The sequence below is a fragment of the Bradyrhizobium sp. USDA 4369 genome, assembly GCF_054056435.1.
The window spans coordinates 3,036,080-3,058,938 of the sequence record NZ_JBSRYH010000001.1 but is presented as its reverse complement, the minus strand read 5'-3'; the positions used below and the strand labels follow the sequence as shown (position 1 = coordinate 3,058,938).

16 protein-coding genes are annotated in these 22,859 nt (G+C 64.8%); 11 read left to right on the top strand and 5 right to left on the bottom strand.

What is annotated here, in order from left to right; translation table 11 throughout:
- Positions 1 to 118: 118 nt before the first annotated feature.
- Positions 119 to 1,438 carry a UDP-glucose dehydrogenase family protein gene (locus ACVIJ6_RS13850; protein WP_456773126.1) on the bottom strand — a complete coding sequence of 440 codons (1,320 nt, stop codon included), beginning with the start codon at positions 1,436 to 1,438 and terminating at the stop codon, positions 119 to 121.
- A gap of 152 nt (positions 1,439 to 1,590) precedes the next feature.
- Between ACVIJ6_RS13850 and ACVIJ6_RS13845 the strand changes: the two genes are divergently transcribed.
- The 3 genes from ACVIJ6_RS13845 to ACVIJ6_RS13835 all read left to right on the top strand — a co-directional run bounded on the left by ACVIJ6_RS13845 (position 1,591) and on the right by ACVIJ6_RS13835 (position 8,063).
- A complete protein-coding gene (locus tag ACVIJ6_RS13845; protein WP_456773125.1) occupies positions 1,591 to 2,643 on the top strand; it encodes an acyltransferase family protein in 1,053 nt (350 codons plus the stop codon).
- A gap of 186 nt (positions 2,644 to 2,829) precedes the next feature.
- Positions 2,830 to 5,844 (top strand): DNA polymerase I, encoded by a 3,015-nt coding sequence (polA, locus tag ACVIJ6_RS13840; RefSeq protein WP_456773124.1) that lies wholly within the window; start codon positions 2,830 to 2,832, stop codon positions 5,842 to 5,844.
- Positions 5,845 to 6,863: 1,019 nt separating this feature from the next.
- On the top strand, positions 6,864 to 8,063 hold the full coding sequence (locus tag ACVIJ6_RS13835) for a glycosyltransferase family 87 protein (protein WP_456773123.1): 1,200 nt from the start codon (positions 6,864 to 6,866) through the stop codon (positions 8,061 to 8,063).
- A 358-nt stretch (positions 8,064 to 8,421) separates the two neighbouring features.
- Here the strand turns inward: ACVIJ6_RS13835 and ACVIJ6_RS13830 are convergent, their stop codons facing one another.
- Entirely contained in the window at positions 8,422 to 9,048 is a 627-nt protein-coding gene (locus ACVIJ6_RS13830) for a glutathione S-transferase family protein (RefSeq protein ID WP_456773122.1), read from the bottom strand.
- A gap of 173 nt (positions 9,049 to 9,221) precedes the next feature.
- On the opposite strand from ACVIJ6_RS13830, the gene pyrE reads away from it, so the two are divergent.
- Together pyrE and ACVIJ6_RS13820 are read left to right on the top strand one after the other, a co-directional pair.
- A complete protein-coding gene (gene pyrE, locus ACVIJ6_RS13825; RefSeq protein WP_012047127.1) occupies positions 9,222 to 9,779 on the top strand; it encodes an orotate phosphoribosyltransferase in 558 nt (185 codons plus the stop codon).
- 179 nt (positions 9,780 to 9,958) lie between these two features.
- On the top strand, positions 9,959 to 10,792 hold the full coding sequence (locus ACVIJ6_RS13820) for a DUF2865 domain-containing protein (protein WP_456773121.1): 834 nt from the start codon (positions 9,959 to 9,961) through the stop codon (positions 10,790 to 10,792).
- Positions 10,793 to 10,843: 51 nt separating this feature from the next.
- On the opposite strand, the gene ACVIJ6_RS13815 is transcribed toward ACVIJ6_RS13820, so the two are convergent.
- Entirely contained in the window at positions 10,844 to 11,275 is a 432-nt protein-coding gene (locus ACVIJ6_RS13815; protein WP_456773120.1) for a hypothetical protein, read from the bottom strand.
- A gap of 473 nt (positions 11,276 to 11,748) precedes the next feature.
- On the opposite strand from ACVIJ6_RS13815, the gene ACVIJ6_RS13810 reads away from it, so the two are divergent.
- The 3 genes from ACVIJ6_RS13810 (at position 11,749) to ACVIJ6_RS13800 (ending at position 15,767) form a co-directional block, all read left to right on the top strand.
- Positions 11,749 to 14,259, top strand: coding sequence for a glycogen/starch/alpha-glucan phosphorylase (locus ACVIJ6_RS13810; protein WP_456773119.1), 2,511 nt, complete (start codon positions 11,749 to 11,751; stop codon positions 14,257 to 14,259).
- A 143-nt stretch (positions 14,260 to 14,402) separates the two neighbouring features.
- The gene (locus ACVIJ6_RS13805; RefSeq protein ID WP_456773118.1) at positions 14,403 to 14,744 is read left to right on the top strand and encodes a hypothetical protein; all 342 of its coding nucleotides are present in this window, start codon (positions 14,403 to 14,405) and stop codon (positions 14,742 to 14,744) included.
- Between the two features lie 201 nt (positions 14,745 to 14,945).
- A complete protein-coding gene (locus ACVIJ6_RS13800; RefSeq protein ID WP_456773117.1) occupies positions 14,946 to 15,767 on the top strand; it encodes an acyl-CoA thioesterase in 822 nt (273 codons plus the stop codon).
- Positions 15,768 to 16,136: 369 nt separating this feature from the next.
- Here the strand turns inward: ACVIJ6_RS13800 and ACVIJ6_RS13795 are convergent, their stop codons facing one another.
- Together ACVIJ6_RS13795 and ACVIJ6_RS13790 are read right to left on the bottom strand one after the other, a co-directional pair.
- Positions 16,137 to 17,750, bottom strand: coding sequence for a phosphoenolpyruvate carboxykinase (locus ACVIJ6_RS13795; RefSeq protein ID WP_456773116.1), 1,614 nt, complete (start codon positions 17,748 to 17,750; stop codon positions 16,137 to 16,139).
- 726 nt (positions 17,751 to 18,476) lie between these two features.
- Positions 18,477 to 19,205 carry a HugZ family pyridoxamine 5'-phosphate oxidase gene (locus ACVIJ6_RS13790; RefSeq protein ID WP_456773115.1) on the bottom strand — a complete coding sequence of 243 codons (729 nt, stop codon included), beginning with the start codon at positions 19,203 to 19,205 and terminating at the stop codon, positions 18,477 to 18,479.
- A 217-nt stretch (positions 19,206 to 19,422) separates the two neighbouring features.
- Here ACVIJ6_RS13790 and ACVIJ6_RS13785 point away from each other — a divergent pair, with 217 nt between their 5' ends.
- From ACVIJ6_RS13785 to ACVIJ6_RS13775, 3 genes are all read left to right on the top strand, one after another.
- Positions 19,423 to 20,124 carry a response regulator transcription factor gene (locus ACVIJ6_RS13785; RefSeq protein ID WP_006611449.1) on the top strand — a complete coding sequence of 234 codons (702 nt, stop codon included), beginning with the start codon at positions 19,423 to 19,425 and terminating at the stop codon, positions 20,122 to 20,124.
- Between the two features lie 283 nt (positions 20,125 to 20,407).
- On the top strand, positions 20,408 to 22,225 hold the full coding sequence (locus ACVIJ6_RS13780; protein WP_456773114.1) for a stimulus-sensing domain-containing protein: 1,818 nt from the start codon (positions 20,408 to 20,410) through the stop codon (positions 22,223 to 22,225).
- Positions 22,222 to 22,674 carry an HPr kinase/phosphorylase gene (locus tag ACVIJ6_RS13775; protein WP_456773113.1) on the top strand — a complete coding sequence of 151 codons (453 nt, stop codon included), beginning with the start codon at positions 22,222 to 22,224 and terminating at the stop codon, positions 22,672 to 22,674. Before ACVIJ6_RS13780 ends, ACVIJ6_RS13775 begins: the two co-directional genes overlap by 4 nt.
- The last annotated feature ends 185 nt before the right edge of the window (positions 22,675 to 22,859 follow it).

Sequence of the window (22,859 nt, the reverse complement as noted above, 5' to 3'; positions counted from 1 at the left end):
CGTCATTGCCCGCGGCGGCGGGCAACCCAGTAAACGCCGATCTCGCGGACGACGACGATCGGGCGTCCTGGATACCCCGCTTGCGCGGGGTATGACAACGCCTGTCACACACGCCGCATCACGCTTCCTTTGCCGCGGGCCGGCCGACGCTCTCATAGACGAAGCCGTGCGCCGCCATCTCCTCGGGGCGATAGACGTTACGCAGATCGACCACGACGGGATGGGCCATCACCTCCTTGAGGCGATCGAGATCCATGGCACGGTACTGCACCCATTCCGTGACGAGCACGATCGCATCGGCCCCCGTCGCGCAATCATAGGGGTCGTCGTAATAGGCAATCTCCGGCAGCTCCTTCTTGGCCTGCTCGATGCCGACCGGATCATGCGCGCGCACCTTGGCGCCCATGTCGAGCAGCCCGGTCACCAGCGGAATCGACGGCGCCTCCCGCATATCGTCGGTCTCTGGCTTGAAGGTGAGGCCGAGCACGGCGACCGTCTTGCCACGCAGATTGCCGCCGACGGCGTGCGCCACCTTGCGGGCCATCGCGCGCTTGCGGTTGTCGTTGACGGCGAGCACCGATTCGACGATGCGCAGCTGGGTGTCATGGTCCTGCGCGATCTTGATCAACGCGCGCGTGTCCTTCGGGAAACACGAGCCGCCGAAGCCCGGCCCGGCATGCAGAAACTTTGCGCCGATGCGGTTGTCGAGACCGATGCCGCGCGCCACCTCCTGCACGTCGGCGCCGACCTTCTCGGCGAGATCGGCAACCTCGTTGATGAAGGTGATCTTGGTCGCGAGAAACGCGTTGGCGGCGTATTTGATCAGCTCGGCGGTGCGCCGTGCCGTGTACATAATCGGCGCCTGGTTCAGCGACAACGGACGATAGATGTCGCCGAGCACCTTGCGGCCGCGCTCGTCGGCAGTGCCGACCACGATGCGATCGGGCCATTTGAAATCGCGGATCGCAGCGCCCTCGCGCAGGAACTCCGGATTGGAGGCGACCACGACGTCGGCCGACGGATTGGTCTCGCGGATGATGCGCTCCACCTCGTCACCGGTGCCGACAGGCACCGTCGATTTGGTCACGACAACGGTGAAGCCGGTCAGGCAGGCCGCGATCTCGCGCGCGGCAGCATAGACGTAAGTGAGGTCGGCATGGCCATCGCCGCGCCGTGACGGCGTGCCGACCGCGATGAAGACGGCGTCCGCGTCGGCGACGGGCTGCTTGAGATCGGTGGTGAAATCGAGCCGCTTGGCCTTCACATTGGCTGCGACCAGAGCATCCAGCCCGGGCTCGAAGATCGGGATTTCTCCACGATGCAACGCGGCGATCTTGCTTTCATCCTTGTCCACGCAGGTGACCTGGTGGCCGAAATCGGCGAAGCAGGCACCGGACACCAGCCCCACATAACCCGTGCCGATCATCGCAATTCGCATGAAAACCCATCCTTCATGGTTAATGCACCCGCCTCTTAGACCAATTGCGGGTCAAGGGGAATTTAGAAAACGGCATGACGTTTGGATGACAGGCAGGGAGTATTAACAGCTCTGCCCGACAATGCGGCAGCTCCGCGCCACAGGGGGACCGCATGACCGCAAATGGCACGCCGCAGACGGTTGGAACCGAGGCGCGCATCGACTGGGTCGACTACGCCAAGGGCATCTGCATCATCATGGTCGTGATGATGCATTCGGTGCTCGGGGTCGAACTCGCCGCGGGCGAAACCGGCTTCATGCACGCCGTCGTCGCCTTCGCCAAGCCGTTCCGGATGCCGGATTTCTTCCTGATCTCGGGCCTGTTCCTGCCGCTGGTGATCGACCGCGACTGGCGCACTTATCTGGACCGTAAGGTCGTCCACTTCGCCTATTTCTACGTTCTGTGGGTCACCATCCAATTCGGCTTCAAGGCCCCGGCGTTCGCGGCCACGGGCGGCTGGCCGCATGCCGGCTATCTCTATCTCGAATCCTTCATCGAGCCGTTCGGCACGCTGTGGTTCATCTATCTGCTGCCGATCTTCTTCGTCGTCATCAAGCTGACACGCAAGGTGCCGGCGCCGGTGATCTGGGGCTTTGCTGCCGGTCTCGAAATGACGCATATCGCGACGGGCTGGACCGTGATCGACGAGTTCTGCGCCCGCTTCGTCTACATCTACTCGGGCTATTTGTTTGCGCGTTACATCTTCGCCCTGTCGGAGCGGGCGCGGTCCCAGCCCCTGATCGCCATCGCCGGACTGCTCGCCTGGGCGGTGATCAACCAGAGCCTCGTCAGCTTCGGCGTCAGCGAATGGCCGGCGATCTCGTTGCTGCTCGGCTATGCCGGTGCGGTCGCCATCATCATCGCAGGCACGCTGCTCGCCCGCGCGCAGCTGCTCAATGCGCTGCGGTTTTGCGGCGAACATTCCATCGTGATCTATCTCGCCTTCTTCCTGCCGATGGCGGCCACGCGCACGGTTCTGCTGAAGACGGGCGTCATTGCTGACATCGGCACGATCTCCCTGCTCGTCACCATCGCGGGCGTGCTCGGCGCGCTCGCGATCTGGCGACTCGCCCTGAGCTTCGGCGCCCGCTTTCTGTTCGAGCGCCCGATCGCGTTCTGGATCGCCCCGCCGAAGCCGAAAGCCGTTTTGCAGCCGGCGGAGTAGCGCCAAGCCCAGTGTCGTCCCCGGCCAGCCCGGCCACGCGTGGCGCTGGTCGGGCGCCGCCCCGGGACAACGGCGCAATGTATGGGCCGCACAGAGCGAAGAGACGAGCCCGATTTGCGTGGGGAACGATCCGGATTCTGCCGTTCCGAGGGTGTCAATCCGGGCTAAATTCCCTACATTGCGGCCATGTCCAAAGCTCCCCAGAAAGCCGCCGTCACGCCCGCGCCCCCTGCGCCCGCCACCCAAGGTGCGGCCAAAGGCGACCATGTGTTCCTGGTCGACGGCTCGTCCTATATCTTCCGCGCCTATCACGCGCTGCCGCCGCTGAACCGCAAATCCGACGGGCTGCAGGTCAACGCCGTGCTCGGCTTCTGCAACATGCTGTGGAAGCTGCTCCGTGACATGCCCGAGGCCGACCGGCCGACGCATCTGGCCATCGTGTTCGACAAGTCGGAAGTGACCTTCCGCAACAAGATCTATGCCGATTACAAGGCGCACCGGCCGCCCGCGCCAGACGACCTGATCCCGCAATTCGCGCTGATCCGCGAGGCGGTGCATGCCTTCGATCTGCCCTGCCTGGAACAGGCCGGCTACGAGGCCGACGACCTGATCGCGACCTATGCGCGGCTCGCCTGCGAGCGTGGCGCCACCACCACCATCGTGTCGTCCGACAAGGACCTGATGCAGCTCGTCAACGACTGCGTCACGATGTACGACACCATGAAGGACCGCCGCATCGGCATCGCCGAGGTGATCGAGAAATTCGGCGTGCCGCCTGAGAAGGTCGTCGAGGTGCAGGCGCTGGCCGGCGATTCCACCGATAACGTGCCGGGCGTGCCCGGCATCGGCATCAAGACCGCCGCGCAGCTGATCAACGACTACGGCGATCTCGAGAGACTGCTGACGCGCGCCGCCGAGATCAAGCAGCCGAAGCGCCGCGAGGCGCTGATCGAGAATGCCGAAAAGGCGCGGATCTCGCGCCAGCTGGTACTGCTCGACGACCATGTCGCGCTCGATGTGCCGCTGGACGACCTCGCGGTGCACGAGCCCGATCCGCGCAAGCTGATCGCCTTCCTGAAGGCGATGGAGTTCACTACGCTGACGCGGAGGGTGGCCGAGTATTCGCAGATCGATCCGGCCGAGGTCGCGGCGGATCAGCAGCTCAAGAGCGGCGGCAGCCCAGCCGTCCCCGCGCCCGCTCCTGCCAGCGCGGGGGCGAGCGCTCCGGGCAAGCCGGCGGCCGCTGCTCCGAAAACGGGGGATCCGCGCACCGACAAATCGGCGATGAGCAAGGGCACACCGGTGAACCTCGCCGAGGCGCGTGCGGAGGCGGCGAAGAGCGCGCGCATCGATCGCGAAAAGTATCAGACGATCCGGGGCCTGCCCGAGCTGAACGCCTGGATTGCGCGCGTCCATGATCTCGGCCGCCTCACCCTTGATGTCAAGGCGAATTCGATCGATCCGATGCAGGCGAGCCTGTGCGGCATCGCGCTGGCGCTGGCGCCCAACGAGGCCTGCTACATTCCGCTGGCGCATCGCCAGGCCGGCGACGGCGGCGGCCTGTTCGATGCCGGCCTCGCCCCGGACCAGATCAAGGAGCGCGACGCGCTGGCTGCGCTGAAGCCGGTGCTGGAATCGGCCGGCATTCTCAAGATCGGCTTCAACATCAAATTCATCGCCGTGCTGCTGGCGCAACACGGCATCACGCTTGCGAACATCGACGACATTCAGCTGATGAGCTACGCACTCGACGCCGGGCGGGGTTCGCAGAAATTCGAGTCGCTGGCGGAGCACGTGCTCGCGCACGCTGTCCTCGGGGAAGGCGAGCTGGTCGGCAGCGGCAAGAACAAGCTGACCTTCGAGCAGGTCGGCATCGATCGCGCGACAGCGCATGCGGCCGAGGCGGCCGACGTCATCCATCGGCTGTGGCGGGTGCTGAAGCCGCGGCTGGTGGCCGAGCGCATGACCGCAGTCTACGAGACGCTGGAGCGGCCGCTGGTGACGGTGCTGGCGCGCATGGAGCGCAGGGGCATCGCGATCGACCGCCAAGTGTTGTCGCGGCTGTCGGGTGATTTTGCCCAGACCGCGGCACGCGTCGAGGCCGAACTGCAGGAGCTGGCCGGCGAGCCGATCAATGTCGGCAGCCCCAAGCAGATCGGCGACATTCTGTTCGGCAAAATGGGCCTGCCCGGCGGCACCAAGACCAAGACCGGCGCTTGGTCGACCTCCGCCTCGATCCTCGATGACCTTGCCGAGCAGGGCAATGATTTCGCGCGCAAGATCCTGGAATGGCGCCAGGTCTCGAAGCTGAAATCGACCTACACCGATGCGCTGCCGACCTATGTCAATCCGCAGAGCCAGCGCGTGCACACCACCTACGCGCTCGCTGCGACCACGACGGGACGGTTGTCGTCGAACGAACCGAATCTCCAGAACATTCCGGTGCGCACCGAGGATGGCCGCAAGATCCGCCGCGCCTTCATCGCCACGCCCGGCCACAAGCTGGTGTCGGCGGACTACTCGCAGATCGAGCTGCGGCTGCTGGCGGAGATCGCCGATATTCCGGTGCTGAAGCAGGCCTTCAAGGATGGCCTCGACATTCACGCGATGACCGCGTCGGAGATGTTCGGCGTGCCGATCAAGGACATGCCGAGCGAGGTGCGCCGACGGGCGAAGGCGATCAATTTCGGTATCATCTACGGCATCTCCGCCTTCGGCCTTGCCAACCAGCTCGGCATCGCCCGCGAGGAGGCCTCGGCCTATATCAAGCGCTATTTCGAGCGCTTCCCCGGCATCCGCGACTACATGGATGCGACGAAGGAGTTCTGCCGCAAGCACGGCTATGTCACCACGCTGTTCGGCCGCAAATGTCATTACCCCGAGATCAAGGCGTCGAACGCCTCGGTGCGCGCCTTCAACGAGCGCGCCGCGATCAACGCCCGGCTGCAGGGCACCGCGGCGGACATCATCCGGCGCGCGATGACGCGGGTGGAGGACGCGCTGGCTGCAAAGAAGCTCTCCGCACAGATGCTGCTGCAGGTGCATGACGAATTGATCTTCGAGGTGCCGGACGACGAGGTCGCCGCGACCTTGCCGGTCGTGCAGCACGTGATGCAGGACGCGCCCTTTCCCGCCGTGTTGCTGTCGGTCCCGCTGCACGTCGATGCACGGGCCGCTGACAATTGGGATGAAGCGCATTGAGCGACGCGCGTAGCGCTCTCCTCCGTCAATACAAGCGCAGCAATCAACCCCGAGCAGGCTGCCACCCTCCCCTGGAGGGGGAGGATCGGTCGCACGCGTAGCGGGCGAGCGGGGTGGGGTGATGTCTCCGCACACGCTGGAGTACGTGGAGAGATCACCCCACCCCACCTGCCATTCGCTGCGCTCATGACAGGCGACCCTCCCCCTCCATGGGAGGGTGGGCAGTGAGTTCCTTGGCACAAGTCGGCTGTGCATCAGGCAAGTCCATCGATAAGTGGATCGGATGAGTAGGCGCGGGCTCGCTGTCTCGCGGCGTGATCCGCCCGAGTGCTGCGTGGGCTCCCGCCCTCGAGAATTCGATGAGGGCGCAGGGAAGGCCGGGCCTCGGCTGAGGCCTGCGGCCCGCCTGCGGAAAAAAATGCAGGCGGCAGGTACCACAGGTTCAGCCGGACAGACCCGGCCCTCCCTGCGCGACGGCTTTAACGGCTGCTTCGCGTTCTCCCTGGCGCGCCGGGCTTGTTGGCCACCATCCCCACGCGAAGCGAGCGCTCCGCCGTGAGTTGATATCAGCATCGGGATATCAGGACCGCGCGACTTGACCGTGCATGCCCCGCTGTTCGTCCGCATGGCCGAACCATGCTGCAGCAAGACATGCCCATCGCATCCCACTGCCAACGATCCGTGACGTTCGCGAAGCGCCCCTCATGCGGCGGCGGGATGCGCGGAAGTCTCCACCTGATTTGCCCGACGGGGCAACGTGCCCAGCCTGCGACAAAGTAGCTCGACGGGCAGTTTGCGCATGAGACACATGCAGGCCGAGGCGACGCGGAGCTCATCACCCGCACCAGCTTCGCTGCCTTCGATGGCTTTACCCTTCGTTGAGCATGATGGCTATTGGCGCGTGCGGCGCGGCCGTTGGTAACGCCGTTTGCAGCGGAGATCAGCAAGATCGCTGGATGGACAAGCGAGCGATCGCGTGACGCCTCCCATCGCTTGATGCACACAGCACGCCGACCGCCATGACCGCGACATCAACTGCAGCCTCCAGCCTTACGCGCCACCGGCGCGCCGTGCTGATCCTGCTCGTCGCGCTGGCGCTCTACAACAGCACCTATCTCGTTAACTGGTGGCTGTCATCGCCGCAGCCGCCGTTCGGCGACTTTTCCGGCCTGTGGTCATTCGGCAAATTTGCGGCTTTGGAGGGGGCCAGCATCTACGATCCGTTCGCGCTTGCCGCCTATCAGCAGCAGCTGGACCCGGCGCTCGCCGGCGGCGGCTTCCCTTATCCCTATCCGCCGACTTTCCTGCTCGCGCTGATCCCGCTCGGCATGATGGCGCTGCCGGCCGCCTATGTCTGCTGGATCGCGGTCACCTTCGTGCTCTACGCCCTGGCAAGCCTGGGACGCGATTGGCGCTCGCTGTCTGGCCTCGCGCTGCTCGCCGCGCCGACGACCTTGATCAACGCGATCACCGGCCAGAACGGCTTCCTCTCCGCTGCGCTACTGATCGGCGGCTTGCGGCTGCTCGCGACGCGCCCGGCAATCGCCGGCATCCTGCTCGGCCTGCTGGCCTACAAGCCGCAATTCGTGCTGCTGATGCCGGTCGTGCTGCTGGCCTCACGGAATTGGCGGGCCATCGGGGTCGCAATCGTCACGACGCTGATCGTCGTCGTGATCACCAGCGCCACCATCGACGGATCGATCTGGCTGCAATGGATCGCGCGCTTCCCGAGCTATCAGGCGCTGCTGCAGGCCAACCAGGCCAGCCTCGATCACATGATGCCAACGGTGATCGCAGGCACGCATTCCAGCGGTGCGCCGCCCGCGATCGGCTACGGACTCCAACTCATCCTCTCGTGCCTCGTCGCCATGCTGATCTGGCGGGCGAGCCGGCGCGGCATCGACACCAGAACCATCGCGCTGATCGCCGTCGGCAGCATCATCGTGACGCCCTATGCGATGATCTACGACATGCCGATGGTCGCGGCAGCGATCATGCTGCACTGGAAGGTGCGGACCGACGCGAACGAGCCGATCCCGCCGCTGGAGATCGGGCTGACCGTCGCCCTGGGAGCGACCGTGCTCGCGATGATCAGCTACGCCGTGCCGTTCGTGGCGGCGATCCTGCTCGTTGGCCTGTTGCTGAGCATGGCCGGCGTGCTTGACCGCGGCGGCGGCCTCGCGGATCGCCTGAACGTCGCGCCGCCCGCGGCGACCTGACGATTTCGATGCATGGTGCGGACATCGGAATTCCGCTCGCGGCTCCGCCCAGTCGCAGGCAGCGCTCAAGCGTCAATGGCCGGGAGTTGCCATCCCCCTTGCGGCCATGGTTCGAGAGGCCCGCCTGTGACAGGCCCTCTCCATGAGCACGCAGCCGGCGGCCGCAAAGCTGGTCTTCACCTCACCCCGCTTGCGGGGAGAGGGGGCCCACTGCCTCTGCGGCGAATTCCTAGCCCTCTCCATGAGCACGCTGCTCATGGCCAATGTGCAGCTCCGGCTTCGGTGCGAAACCCTCAGGACGACGATTTGGTCATGGCACGATGGAGCCGGCTTGTGGGGCTGCGTCGCGCAGCCTCACTCAATCCAGCTTCGCCTCCATGCCGCGCTTCACGGCCGGGCGGGCCATCAGCGCATCGTACCAGCGCTTGACGTGGGGGAAGTCGGCGAGGTCGACCTTGTGGCGGGGGTGGCGCCAGGCCCAGCCGAGGATGGCAAAATCGGCGATCGAGAGATCGCCGGCGACGAATTCATGCGACGCCAGCCGGCGGTCGAGCACGCCATACAGGCGGACGGTTTCAGCCATGTAGCGCTTGAGGCCGTAGGCGCGGTCCTGCTCGTTCTCGAGCGCGATGAAATGGTGCACTTGGCCTGGCATCGGGCCGAAGCCGCCCATCTGCCACATCAGCCATTCATAGACCGGGATCCGCCCGGCCAGGGATTTCGGCAGGAACTGTCCCGTCTTCTCAGCCAGATAGAGCAGGATCGCCCCCGACTCGAACACGCTGACCGGCTGGCCGACCGGGCCGTCTGGATCGACGATGGCCGGGATCTTGTTGTTCGGGCTGATCGCCAGGAACGCAGGCGCCATCTGGGCGCCCTTGGTGATGTCGACCGGGATCACCCGATAGGCCAGGCCCATCTCCTCCAATGCGACCGAGATCTTGCGGCCGTTCGGCGTGTTCCAGGTGTGCAGTTCGATCGTCATGGGCGGTCCTTCCCGGGAATTCTCTTGCAAGCAGGCTGGCTTCCCAGTAGCCCGAAACCGGCCGCAGCGCCAAACGTAGCTCTGTTGATGAGACATGCTGGCCGCTGGCTTCGGCCTCGTCGCCTCGATAGATTGCGCCACCCAAGCTTCAGAGACCCTCAGGGGAAACCGCCGTGTCGAAATCCGCTTCCCGCGCCCGCCTCCTCGAGATCATCCGCAGGCGCTCGTTCGGCCGCGGCGAGGTGACGCTGGCCTCCGGCCGCAAGAGCGATTTCTACTTCAACCTCAAGCCGACCATGATGGACCCGGAAGGCGCCACGTTGCTCGCCGAGCTCACCTATGAGGCGCTGAAGGACGAAGGCTTTGACTATATCGGCGGACTGGAAATGGGCGCGGTGCCGCTGGCCGGCGCGATCGCACAGATTTCCTGGATCAAGGGCCACCCGATCGCCGCTTTCTTCGTGCGCAAGAAGCCCAAGGAGCACGGCGCCAAGCTCGCCATCGAAGGCCTGACCCGCGACGAGACATTGGCCGGCAAGCGTATCGTCGTGGTCGAGGACGTCACCACCACGGGCGGCTCGGCGATGAAGGCCGTCGAGACTCTGCGCGAGGCCGGCGCCAATGTGTCGCTGGTGTTCACCATGGTCGATCGCGAGGAAGGCGCCGCAGAGACCTTCGCCGCGGCCGGCCTGCCGTTCCGCGCCCTGTACAAGGCGCGCGAATTTCTCTGAGCCTCGGGCGCGGCGCGCTGCATTCGGCGCCGGCACACACGGCTCATTTACCATCCTCCGTTAAGGTTACCGCCAAGCTGACAGGGCCGCGCCCGAGGGACGGCTCTTTCGATGGCCCATCGTCAACCCGCCGCGCATCGCGCCGGGAACGTGTGGCTGCGCTGAGGATGGAGTGAGCGTTGCGTCACGTGTGGTCGTTCCGGCGATTTCGCCGCCGCGTGCTCGTCGCCGGCGCGATTGGCATGGCGGTAGCGGCCACGCCGGCGCCTCCTGGCGCCGCCGCGCAAGGCCTGTTCGATTTCCTGTTTGGCGGCTTCAGCAAGCCGTCTGCCCAGCGGCCGGCGCCACAGGGCAATGGCGTCGCCGACCCGTTCGGCAATAACCCGCAACCCGCCCCGCCGCCGCGCGCTGCCTCCAGCGGATCGGGCGCGGCGTTCTGTGTGCGCACGTGCGATGGCCGCTATTTCCCGCTGACGCGAGGCCTCGCCTCGCCGGCGCAGATGTGCCAGGCGTTCTGCCCAGCAAGCCCCACCAAGGTCTATTTTGGCTCGAACATCGATTGGGCCACTGCTGCCAATGGCGAGCGCTACGCCGACAGCGACACCGCGTTCGCCTATCGGCAGGCGCTGCGCGCCGACTGCACCTGCAACGGCCGAGATCCAGCTGGTCTGGCGCCGGTCGACCTGTCGCTCGATACCTCGCTGCGCCCGGGTGACATCATCGCGACCAGCGACGGGCTGGTCGCCTATTCGGGCCCGCGCGGCGGCAGCGGCCAGCCGACCGATTTCCAGCCGGTCTCGTCCTATCCGGGGCTGAACTCCGACATGCGCGCGCGGCTGAGTGAGATGAAGGTCGCGCCGGTGCGCGCCGAGATGGTCACCAGCGACACCCAGGCCGCCTCAGCGCCAGCTGAGGGCAATGTCAGCGTCGCGTTGCCCATGAGCATCGCATCGCCGACGAGCATCGCGCCCAAGCCGGCGACGAGCCGCGAGAAACGCGCGGATGTGAACTGACCTGCGCGCGAATCTCGCATGCTTCCGCACGCGCAAGGACACGCCGCAAACTCAGCGGCCGACGATCACACCGATGACGTTCGGCGCTTCCAGATATTTCTCCTCGATCGCCGCCCGCGTGGCGGCGCGGTTGTCGGGCGTCAGCAGGCCGCGCTTCTCCGCCAGGATCATCCAGCAGAAGCCCCACCAATCCGTCAGCATGCCCTCGTCATCGACCAAGTCGTAGCCCTGCTCGGCCGCGAAGATGCGCGCCCGCGCTTCGTCCAGCCCGTCGAGGAAAGTGTGGTCGGTGGCGGAGAACAGATCATCGCAAACGTCGTCGATGGTGTAGCCCCAGACCGACATGCAGACCGCATTGAACGCGCGGTCGATCTGGTCGTCGTCAACCGCACGGCGCCGCGCCGTCTTGTGCAGCCGCGTCAGCGTGCGCGCGAAATCGGCAATGCGGGTCAGGGCCAGGGGATCGAAGGCAACGGTGGACATGCGTGTCCTCGCGTGATGCTCTGAGACTGGAGGGTCCGGCAGCGGATCTAATCGAATTCAAGGATAACGATCGCCTGCTAAAATGTTCTTAATTTGTTCCAAGCCGATTGTCCATCCTTTTCAGGGCAGGAGGTCAGCGATGACAGCCGCGATCTCAACACCCGGTGCGGCTGCCCACCGACGCCTCGACGATTTGCTGGAGGCGTTGTGTGTCGAGCGGGGGTTTTGCAGCCGCTCACCGCAGAGGACCTGCTGTCAGGCCAGGATGCTCTGAGCGCCCGGCTCTCGCGAGCGACGCGGCTTTCTGCCCGACGCACTTGCAGCATCAGCAATCACATTCCACTGGGGAACCCGGCCCAAACCTTGCATCATTTTCCATCACCTTGCTGTGCGGACCAGCCTTTCCCCGGGTTTCGGTCGGCACGCAACCATCGTATGCTTTTACCGGTTCCTCGTAGCATCACAGGTTTCAGGTGACAGATCAGCCGTCCCAGCGCAGTTTCGTAAGCACCGGTCAGCCCGTCGATGAATTGGCCGTGGCTGAGATCAAGAGCGACATCCTGGCCAAGCTCCGGCTCGCGATCGGCAAGGAAGCGAGCCAGGCGACGCCGCAGGACTGGTACCACGCTGCAGCACTGACCTTGCGCGACCGCATCGTGCATCGCTGGCTGACCGCCGACAAAGAGAGCTATGATGCCGGGCGCAAGCGCGTTTATTATCTCAGCCTCGAATTCCTGATCGGCCGTCTGTTCACCGACGCGCTCAACAATATGGGCCTGATGAAGGTGTTCGAGACCGCCCTTGGCGATCTCGGCGTCGGCCTGATGGACCTGCGCAAATGCGAGCCCGACGCCGCGCTCGGCAATGGCGGCCTTGGACGGCTCGCAGCCTGCTTCATGGAAAGCATGGCGACCCTGCAGATCCCCGCCATCGGCTACGGCATCCGCTATGATTTCGGCCTGTTCCGCCAGGTAATTCTCGACGGCTGGCAGCACGAATATCCCGACGTCTGGCTGTCCTTCGGCAATCCCTGGGAGTTCCAGCGCCCGGAGGTGGTCTATCATGTTCATTTCGGCGGCGGCGTCGAGCATGTCGACGACAAGGGCCGCGACCGCGCCATCTGGCATCCCGGCGAGACCGTCCAGGCGGTCGCCTACGACACGCCGATCGTCGGCTGGCGCGGCCATCACGTCAATGCGCTCAGGCTGTGGTCGGCGCGCTCGCCCGATCCGCTGAAGCTCGACGTGTTCAACTCCGGCGACTATCTCGGCGCATCGGCGGAAGAGGCGCGGGCGGAGGCGATCTGCAAGTTCCTCTACCCCAATGACGAGAGCCCCGCCGGGCGCGAGCTGCGGCTGCGGCAGGAATATTTCTTCGTCTCGGCCTCGCTGCAGGATCTCGTCAAGCGGCATCTCGGCTCCGACGGCCAGTTGCGCAGCCTAGCGCAGAAGGCCGCGGTGCAGCTCAACGACACCCATCCCTCGCTCGCCGTCGCCGAGCTGATGCGGATCCTGGTCGACCTGCACAATTTCCGCTGGGACGAGGCGTGGAAGATCACGGTCGCGACGCTGTCCTACACCAACCACACATTGCTGCCGGAAGCGCTCGAGACCTGGCCTGTCGAACTGTTCGAGCGACTGCTGCCGCGGCACCTCGAAATCATCTACCGCATCAACGCGCAGCATCTCGCGCTCGCCGAGCAGCGCGCGCCGGGCGACATCGAGTATCGCGCCTCGGTGTCCCTGATCGACGAGAAGAGCGGCCGCCGCGTGCGCATGGGCCAGCTCGCTTTCGTCGGCTCGCATCGCATCAACGGCGTCTCGGCGATGCATTCGGACCTGATGAAGGAGACCGTATTCCACGATCTCAACCATCTCTATCCCGGCCGCATCACCAACAAGACCAACGGCATCACCTTCCGCCGCTGGCTGACGCTCGCCAATCCGAAGCTGACCAGCTTGTTGTGCGAAGCCTGCGGCGACGCCGTTGTCGACGACCCGACCTTGCTGTCGAGCCTCGAGAGCTACGTGGCCGACAGCGGCTTTCAGCAGAAGTTCCGGGCGGTGAAGCGCCACAACAAGCTGCAGCTGGCGCGTCTGATCGGCGAACGGATGAATGTCAGGATCGATCCCGGCGCGCTGTTCGACGTGCAGATCAAGCGCATTCACGAATACAAGCGGCAGCTGCTGAACATCCTCGAGGCGATCGCGCTCTATCAGGACATCAAGGACAACCCGCAGGCGGACTGGGTGCCGCGGGTCAAGATCTTCGCCGGCAAGGCCGCGGCGAGCTATCGCTACGCCAAGCTGATCATCAAGCTGATCAACGACGTCGCCGAGCTCGTCAACAATGATCCGGCGATCGATGGCCGGCTCAAGATCGTGTTCCTCGCCGACTACAATGTCAGCCTGGCGGAAGCGATCATTCCCGCGGCCGACCTGTCCGAGCAGATCTCGACCGCCGGCATGGAGGCCTCCGGCACCGGCAACATGAAGCTGGCGCTGAACGGCGCCCTTACCATCGGCACGCTCGACGGCGCCAATATCGAGATCCGCGACAATGTCGGCGCCGACAACATCGCGATCTTCGGCATGGAGGCCGACGAGGTCATGCTCCGCCGCAAGCAGGGGCTGGACGCGAGCGACGCGATCCGCCGCTCGCCGCGGCTGGCGCGCGCCATCGACGCAATCGCGACCGGCGCGTTCTCGCCGGGCGAGCCCGGCCGGTTCGAGCCGATCGCGCATGCGCTGCGCCATCTCGACCACTACATGGTCTCGGCGGATTTCGATTCCTATTACGAGGCCCAGCGCGGCATCGATGCACGCTGGCAGACGACGCCGGCCTGGACCCGCGCCTCGATCCTCAACGTCGCGCGCATGGCGTGGTTCTCCTCCGACCGCACCATCCGCGAATATGCCGACGACATCTGGAACGTGCCGGTCGGCCCGGTTGCGGCAGCGCCGGCACATGCGCAGCGGGCGTGAGGATGGGACGCATCCGTCGTCATTGCGAGCGAAGCGAAGCAATCCAGGGCCAAGCAAGAAGGCTGGATTGCTTCGTCGCAAGAGCTCCTCGCAATGACGGCAGTGATCGAAAATAGTCACTGCCGATGCAAGAGCGCACGTACATGAGCCCCGACGGCCAGCTCAAGTTTCTGATCATCTGCCCCGGTGGTGATCTAACGATGGGGTTCGATGGCTGTCTCTGGCATACGCACGGCAGCATCTTGGCTGGCCTATCCGGATTGACTGAGGCTGAAGCGACCGAGCGCCTGGTGACCGACCTCATCACGAACGTCAGCGTCATCACAGTGCAGCGTGTTGACGGCAAGATCACCGACGCCTGGATCTCGGACGATCCAGCCGATGATCTTGCGGGCTATCATCGATACGGCGAGCCGACCGAAACGATCGAATTTCGCCGCTGGGATGGCACGCAAGTCGAGGTGCAGGCCAATCATGCTTCCTGACTGTGGATCTCCGACCGCACCATCCGCGAATATGCCGACGACATCTGGAACGTACCGGTTGGGCCAGTGGTGACGCCTGCGCATGCGCAGCGGGCGTGAGGGATCACGCCCTCTTCTGCGACTGACGCGTAACGTCATTGCAGGCGCGTCCAATTGCTTTTCTCCTGACGATCATCATACAATGATCGTCAGGAGGCATGCATGACCGACGCTCCGCAACTGCACTTGTTCGACGAGGCCACACGCGTCACCGCCGGTGACAGCCGCTGGCAGGGCCGGACCAGCCCGGACTATTGGGCCTTCGTCGGCCCGTTCGGCGGCGTGACCGCGGCGACCGTGCTGCGCGCGCTGATCGAGCATCCGCAGATCCAGGGCGATCCGCTGGCGGTGACGGTGAATTATTGCGCGCCGATCGCCGAAGGGCCGTTCGATCTCGATGTGCGGCTGGTGAAGGCCAACCGCTCCTCGCAACATTGGCATGTCGAGCTCAGCCAGGGCGGCGCCGATCCCGCGACGCTGGCCACCGCCGTGTTCGCCGAACGACGGCCGTCCTGGTCGCACCAGCCGGCGACGATGCCGGATACGCCGCCATTCGATCAGGTCAAACGCCATCCCGACAACCACGTGGGATGGACGAAGCAGTACGATTTCCGCTTCTTGGACGGACGTCCCGACTACGGCGCATCAGCGGTCGCCAGGCCGTTCAGCAGCTATTCGCGACTTTGGCTCTCCGACCGCAAGCCGCGCAAGCTCGACTGCCTGTCGCTGCTGTCGATGTCGGATGCGTTTTTCCCCCGCGTGTTCCAGGCCCGCAGCGAGGTGGTGCCGTTCGGCACGGTGTCGCTGACGACCTACTTCCATGTCAGCCGCGAGGAGCTCGCGACAGAGAACATCACGCATGTGCTGGCGACCGCCGACGCCAAGCTGTTCAACCGCAGCTATCACGATCAGAACAGCGAGCTTTGGTCACCCTCGGGCAAGCTGCTCGCGACCACGACGCAGATCGCGTATTTCAAGGCGTGAGAGCCCACGGAGCTGACCACACGATCGGCGGGTCCCGACGCGCGAGCCGGGACTGATACGCATGGAATGACGTTTGTGCCGAGAAAGCCGCCACAATCAAATCATCGCCCGGCTTGACCGGGCGATCCAGTACCCGGGATCGGCAATGAGTTGCACAACTGGCTGCACGGCGTAATGGATCACTCGCTTTCGCGGGTGATGACAGCCGAGCTTGTTGCGGCAACTCCTGCCAATTGTCCGGCATCAGCTGATCAAGACGTTCCCACCGACGCCGCAACCAAAACTCCGGCAGCGCGGTCGGCTACCGGAGCTCGTTGGATGAGGTTCGGAGGCAGCCGCAAGGCGGCTGCCCGGGAAAGCGCAGCAGCCCTATTCCGCGGCCAATTTGATGTCCGGCGCCGCGGCGCGGACGTCGGCGTCGACCTGGGCCTCGAACTTGGCGAAGTTCTTCTGGAACATGCCGACCAGCGCCCGCGCGGTCTTGTCGAACTCGGCCTTGTCGGCCCAGGTGTTGACCGGATCGAGGATCTCGCTCGGCACGCCGGGCAGCGCGGTCGGCACCGCGAAGCCGAAATATCTGTCGGTCCGGAACTCGACATTGCGCAGGGAGCCGTCGAGCGCGGCGGTCAGCAGCGCGCGCGTGACCTTGATCGGCATGCGCGAGCCGGTGCCATACTTGCCGCCGGTCCAGCCGGTGTTGACCAGCCAGCAATCGACATTGTGCTCGGCGATCAGCTGCCGCAGCATGTTGCCGTAGACGGAGGGATCGAGCGGCAGGAACGGCGAACCGAAGCAGGTCGAGAACTCCGGCTGCGGCTCGTTGCCAAGGCCGCGCTCGGTGCCGGCGACCTTCGCCGTGTAGCCGGACAGGAAGTGATACATCGCCTGCGCCGGCGACAATTTCGCGATCGGCGGCAGCACGCCAAAGGCATCCGCGGCGAGCATCACGACATTCTTCGGATGCGGCGCGCGGCCAGTGCGCGAGGCGTTGGGGATGTAGTCGAGCGGATAGGCCGAGCGGGTATTCTCGGTCTTGGAGCCGTCGTCAAAATCGGGAGCGCGGCTGTCTTCGTCGAGCACCACATTCTCGAGCACGGCGCCGAAGCGGTTCGAGGCGGCGAAGATCTGCGGCTCGGCCTCCTGCGAGAGCTTGATACATTTGGCGTAGCAGCCGCCCTCGAAATTGAACACGCCGGACGGACCCCAGCCATGCTCGTCGTCGCCGATCAGAGTGCGGTTCGGGTCGGCCGACAGCGTGGTCTTGCCGGTGCCGGAGAGGCCGAAGAAGATTGCCGTATCGCCCTTCGGTCCGACATTGGCCGAGCAGTGCATCGGCATCACGCCGCGCTCGGGCAGATAGTAGTTGAGCGTCGTGAACACGCTCTTCTTCATCTCACCGGCGTAGTAGGAGCCGCCGATCAGGACGATCTTGCGGGCGAAATCGATTGCGACAACGTTCTGCGAGCGCACGCCATGACGCTTCGGATCGGCGCGGAAGCTCGGCATGTCGATGATCGTCAGCTCCGGCACGAACGTGTCGAGCTCGACCGTCTCGGGGCGGATCAGAAGCGTGCGGATGAACAGCGAGTGCCAGGCGAGCTCAGTGAAGACGCGCGTCTTGATGCGGAAGGTCGGATCGGCGCCGCCATAGAGATCCTGCGCGAACAGGGTCTTGCCCTCGGCGTGCTTGAGGAAGTCCTGGTACAGCGCTTCGAACTGCTCCGCCGTGATCGACTGATTGCCGGCCCACCACATCTTCTCGGTGGAGGCGTCCCGCACGGTGAACTTGTCCTTCGGACTGCGGCCCGTGAATTCGCCAGTATCCGCGCACAGCGCGCCGTTCGCAGACAACACGGCCTCTCCAGCCGCCAGCGAATATTGATAGAGCTGGGGCGCGCCGAGATTCCAATGCACCTGCTTGAGATTTTTTAAGCCGAATTTGTCGGCACCGTAGGTGCCGTTGCGAATACCCGTCTCTTGCACGAAAATCCCTCCTGAGAGCCCGCATCTGTTGCGCGCGAAATTCGTGGCGCAGTGCGCGGTGACCTTACCGTTTACATCGCCTTACCAAAGCGCGGTCGCCGACCTAATACTGATCAACGCCGGTCTTGCCAAGACGATCCGAACGAATTGGTTATTGCGCCGAGCTGATTGGCGTAGCTCATCATTTGCCATGTGATGCATATTCCGTCGGCAGCGTCGCGCACACTTGACGGTCATGCTGCGACGCAGCAGTCGTTCGCGCACTTCGCTTTCGTGCGCGGCGCAGATCCGCCCCGAAGCGAAGCATTTGCGTGAGCGAGCGAAGACCGTTCATCGATTAGGCCCGGCCACCTCCCCGCGCGGCAAAATGCCTTCCGGCGACCGGCGTGCGGGGGAGGGGGACAGGCTGCACATGCCCGGGCGGCGCACGGCGCAACACAGGTGCCGATTTGGTGGGAGCGACTGCGAGGCAACCGCAAGGATGGCGTCAAGATTTGCATGACGGCCGGTCATGGGCGGCCGCTCAAAGGCCCCTGCGAGCCCTTCGCTGGGGTCCTGAGCCCGCCGCTCTTTAGGGAAACCTACGCAAGCCTCCCCGACCGGCAGCGTCGCTCAGGTTGGAGTCCGGTCGAGCAAAATTTCGGCGGGACCGCCCGCGCCGGCGGCCACGTCCGCAGCGCTTGGAACCGCAAAGCGTTTCGTCGCTGACGCTACAACGAGGACATCTCACACCTTCGCCCGTGCCTCTTCGGCGAGCCGCACGAGCATCTTGCGCAGGGCTCCCGGCGAGGTGACCCGCTCCGGAAACTGCAGCCGCAACGTCCGGCCCGCCGCCATCAGATCGAGCCCGTCGGGATCACAGCCGCTGCAGCGCCACTCGGCCGCTTCCGCCCCAAGCAGCTTCGTCGCGTAGAGGCCCAGCGCGTCGCGATGGTCCTCATTCATGTGATCGACCGCGCCCTGCTCCGCTGCAATTAGTTCGGTTGCATCGGATATGTCGGTCAGAAACTGCTCAGGCTTCAGATCAACGATGCGGCCGAAGCCGGCGACGAGATGCGTGCCCGACGGACGAATGACGAAGAACGAGAAGTCCGCAAAATCTGCGTAATCTGCTGCGGAAGGATGCGCATTGAGATACCGACGCCGCAGCATCTCGCGAGTCACCGCAGTCGCCTGTTCGGCTTTTCCGGACAGCATGATTCGCGCCCCTTCGAGAGGATCGCCGGGCGCGCGCTCATCCAGCATCAGCGACACGCGAGAATCAGTCAGAACATTCTTCGTGTGCACGGCCAGGCGCGAGATCAGGATGACCGGGGCACCGTCAGGCGCGGTGGCGACGTTCACCAGCGAGCAATAGGGATCGCCTGAGCCCATCATGAGCGTCGCGAGCGCGCCCTGCCGGCTTCGCCGTAGCAAAGAATGCGTCACGAGGTTAGGGTTAAAGCTCGGCTGCATGGTCTTTCCCTCGTTCATCCGGTTGCAATGAAGGCCTTTTTTCGGCTAAACGGGCCACAAACAAGGGCTGGGCACAAAACTTTGCCATGCTATTTGTGGAACTCGGTCACACTTCAGCCTAGCTTGCATTGCTCGTTGACCATGTTCGAAGCCCATATATGCGGCCCTTAGCTGGATTCTTCGCTGTCTCGGCTAACCAGACTCTGAAAGCAGGCTCATGCCCACAATCGCCTTGGTCGATGACGACCGCAACATTCTGACATCAGTCTCCATCGCGCTCGAGGCCGAAGGCTATCGCATCATGACGTACACCGATGGTGCGTCGGCGCTCGACGGCTTCCGGACCAGCCAGCCCGACCTTGCCATCCTTGACATCAAGATGCCCCGCATGGACGGCATGGAGACGTTGCGGCGGCTGCGGCAGAAATCCGACCTGCCGGTGATCTTCCTCACCTCCAAGGACGAGGAGATCGACGAGTTGTTCGGCCTCAAGATGGGCGCCGACGACTTCATCCGCAAACCGTTCTCACAGCGACTCCTGGTTGAGCGGGTCAAGGCCGTGCTGCGGCGCTCCCAGCCGAAGGATCCGACGGCCTTGCCGAAGGAGAACGACGCCAAGGCGCTCGATCGCGGCCTGTTGCGCATGGATCCGGAGCGTCACACCTGCACCTGGAAGAACGAGCCGGTCACGCTGACCGTGACCGAGTTCCTGATCCTGCAGGCGCTGGCGCAGCGTCCGGGCGTCGTCAAGAGCCGCAACGCCCTGATGGACGCGGCCTATGACGACCAGGTCTATGTCGACGACCGCACCATCGACAGCCACATCAAGCGGCTGCGCAAGAAGTTCAAGATGGTCGACGAGGAGTTCGAGATGATCGAGACCCTCTACGGCGTCGGCTATCGCTTCAAGGAAACCTGAGGCCGCCGGTCTGCGGCGTCAGGACACTTCTTCGCTGACGCCGCCAACGCGATGGTTTAAGATATTGCGACCGGCGCCAGTGCAAGCACGATGGGCTGGGTTTCTGGTTTGAGTGAAGCCGCTTTCGATCCGTTTTCCGGCGCCATTGCCGTCGGAACGGCCGGAAGCGTTTCGCCGAAATTGATGGATTTCGAGTGTTCCTTTGCAGCCGAAGGTCGCAAGGGAGCCCGTAGCAGATGCTTTGCGAACTTCCGTCGCGAACTATGGAGTCGGAGCGCTCACATTGCTCGATCGAACGCATCCTGACCCCGGCCAGAACGCTGACGCCACCCCGCCGTCCATCGTTTCGGACGTCGCTGAAGGCGCGGCCGACGAGACGCCGCATGTCTCCGGCTGGCAGCGGCCGGCCAGCTGGCTGCGCCGCGCCGGGCAGTTCCTGTTCGCACTGTCGTTTTCCAGCCTCACCCGCCGCATCGTCTCGCTCAACATTGCCGGCCTGCTCGCGCTGGTGGCGAGCATTCTGTATCTGTCGCAGTTCCGTGCAGGCCTGATCGACGCGCGGGCGCAGAGCCTGCTGGTCCAGGCCGAGATCATCGCCGGCGCGATCGCAGCCTCCGCGACGGTGCAGACCAATACGATCACCATTGATCCCGAGCGCCTGCTCGACCTCAAGCCCGGCGAGAGCTACGGCGCCCCTGAGGAGTATTCGCCGCTCGATTTCCCGATCAATCCCGAGCGCGTCGCGCCGGTGCTGCGCACGCTGATTTCGCCGACCAAGACGCGCGCACGCATTTACGACCCCAATGGCGGCCTGCTGCTCGACAGCCGCAATCTCGAGAACGTGCTGCGCTTCGACCTGCCGCCGCCGTCGAGCGAAAAGCCCGGCCTGGTCGAACGCGCCTTGATCTCGGTGCGCACCTGGCTCAATCGCGGCGACCTGCCGCTGTATCGCGAATACGGCCCCGAGAACGGCAATGGCTACGAGGAAGTGGCGGATGCGCTGAAGGGGCAGAAGCGCAGCATGGTGCGGGTCAATTCGCGCGGCGAGGTGATCGTCTCGGTCGCCGTCTCGGTGCAGCGCTCGCGCACCATCCATGGCGCGCTGATGCTGTCCACCCAGGGCGACGACATCGACCAGATGGTCACCGCCGAACGCCTCGCGATCCTGAAAGTGGGCGGCGTCGCCTCCGCGGTCATGATCGTGTTGTCGCTGCTGCTCGCCAGCACCATCGCCGGCCCCGTGCGGCGGCTGGCCGACAGCGCCGAACGGGTCCGGCGCCGCATCAAGACCCGCGTCGAAATCCCCGATTTCACCCGCCGCCGCGACGAGATCGGCCATCTGTCCGGGGCGCTCCGCGACATGACCGACGCGCTCTACAACCGCATCGAGGCGATCGAGATGTTCGCCGCCGACGTCGCTCACGAGCTCAAGAACCCGCTGACCTCGTTGCGCTCGGCCGTGGAGACGCTGCCGCTGGCGCGCAACGACAACAGCCGCGGCCGGCTGCTCGCGGTCATCGAGCACGACGTCAAGCGGCTCGACCGGCTGATCTCCGACATTTCCGACGCCAGCCGGCTGGACGCCGAGCTGCAGCGCCAGGACATGACCCTGGTCGATTTGCGCCGGCTGCTGACGACACTGACCTCGGTCGCCAACGAGACCAAGCTCGGCACCGACGTCGCCGTCGAGGTTCGGTTCGAAGGCCGCGGCACCAATGACACCTTCTCGGTGCCCGGGCATGATTCGCGGCTCGGACAGGTGATCTCCAACCTGCTGTCGAATGCCCAGTCGTTCTCGACCGCAGGCGGCAAGGTGCGCATCACCTGCCGGCGGGTGCGCTCCGAAATCGAGATCCTGGTCGACGATGACGGCCCCGGCATCCGCGAGGATGCCCTGCAGCGCATCTTCGAGCGCTTCTACACCGACCGGCCGCATCAGGGCTTCGGCCAGAATTCCGGCCTCGGCCTCTCGATCTCCAAGCAGATCATCGACGCCCACGGCGGGCGGATCTGGGCCGAGAACCGCCCTGGCCCGGTGGATGCCGACGGCAATCCGACCGTGGCCGGCGCCCGCTTCATCGTCCGACTGCCGGCGTCGTGACCTTCGCCCCGGCCACGGTGCACGCGTCCGCCGTCAAGATCGGCGAACGCGCGGTGCTGATCCGCGGCCCCTCAGGCTCCGGCAAGTCCCGGCTGGCGTTCGATCTGATTCTGGCCGGCCGCACCGGACAGATCCCGCCGGCCGTCCTGGTCGGGGACGACCGTGTTCATCTCGCCACACGTGACGGAGAAATGTGGGCCCGCCCGGCGCCCGCTTTGGCTGGGCTGATCGAGATTCGCGGGCTCGGAATCCGCCGCTGCGACTTCGTGTCCGAGGCACGGATCGGCCTTGTCGTCGATCTGATGGCAGAGGACGCGGAGCGGCTTCCACCGCGATCTGCCCTGCGTCTGAACGAAAACGGTATCGAATTGCCGCGAATTCCCGTGGGGGTGGGGCATTCACCCCTCCCATTGGTTGTAGCTGTCCTCCTCACGACCGAGAGTTCATGACCCGGTAATCTTTCGGCCAATTGTGTGAAGCGAATTGGTAACCATATCAGCCCCACTATCGCGACCCGATAGACCGTCGCCAACCTCCCCGCCGCTATGCATGTCTCCGGGAGAATCGCGAATATGCCCTCTTGCGCGGGGGCTCCGGATGGTCAAAGTGGCGCGTTCGTGCGGTGCACCCAAGG

Bases quoted from the DNA above. Each gene is read 5' to 3' on its own strand.
- ACVIJ6_RS13845 (WP_456773125.1), top strand. From the start codon at position 1,591: ATGACCGCAAATGGCACGCCGCAGACGGTTGGAACCGAGGCGCGCATC.
- ACVIJ6_RS13790 (WP_456773115.1), bottom strand. From the start codon at position 19,205: ATGCAGCCGAGCTTTAACCCTAACCTCGTGACGCATTCTTTGCTACGG.
- ACVIJ6_RS13850 (WP_456773126.1), bottom strand. From the start codon at position 1,438: ATGCGAATTGCGATGATCGGCACGGGTTATGTGGGGCTGGTGTCCGGT.
- ACVIJ6_RS13830 (WP_456773122.1), bottom strand. From the start codon at position 9,048: ATGACGATCGAACTGCACACCTGGAACACGCCGAACGGCCGCAAGATC.
- ACVIJ6_RS13805 (WP_456773118.1), top strand. From the start codon at position 14,403: ATGAGCCCCGACGGCCAGCTCAAGTTTCTGATCATCTGCCCCGGTGGT.
- ACVIJ6_RS13785 (WP_006611449.1), top strand. From the start codon at position 19,423: ATGCCCACAATCGCCTTGGTCGATGACGACCGCAACATTCTGACATCA.
- ACVIJ6_RS13815 (WP_456773120.1), bottom strand. From the start codon at position 11,275: ATGTCCACCGTTGCCTTCGATCCCCTGGCCCTGACCCGCATTGCCGAT.
- ACVIJ6_RS13835 (WP_456773123.1), top strand. From the start codon at position 6,864: ATGACCGCGACATCAACTGCAGCCTCCAGCCTTACGCGCCACCGGCGC.
- ACVIJ6_RS13800 (WP_456773117.1), top strand. From the start codon at position 14,946: ATGACCGACGCTCCGCAACTGCACTTGTTCGACGAGGCCACACGCGTC.
- polA (WP_456773124.1), top strand. From the start codon at position 2,830: ATGTCCAAAGCTCCCCAGAAAGCCGCCGTCACGCCCGCGCCCCCTGCG.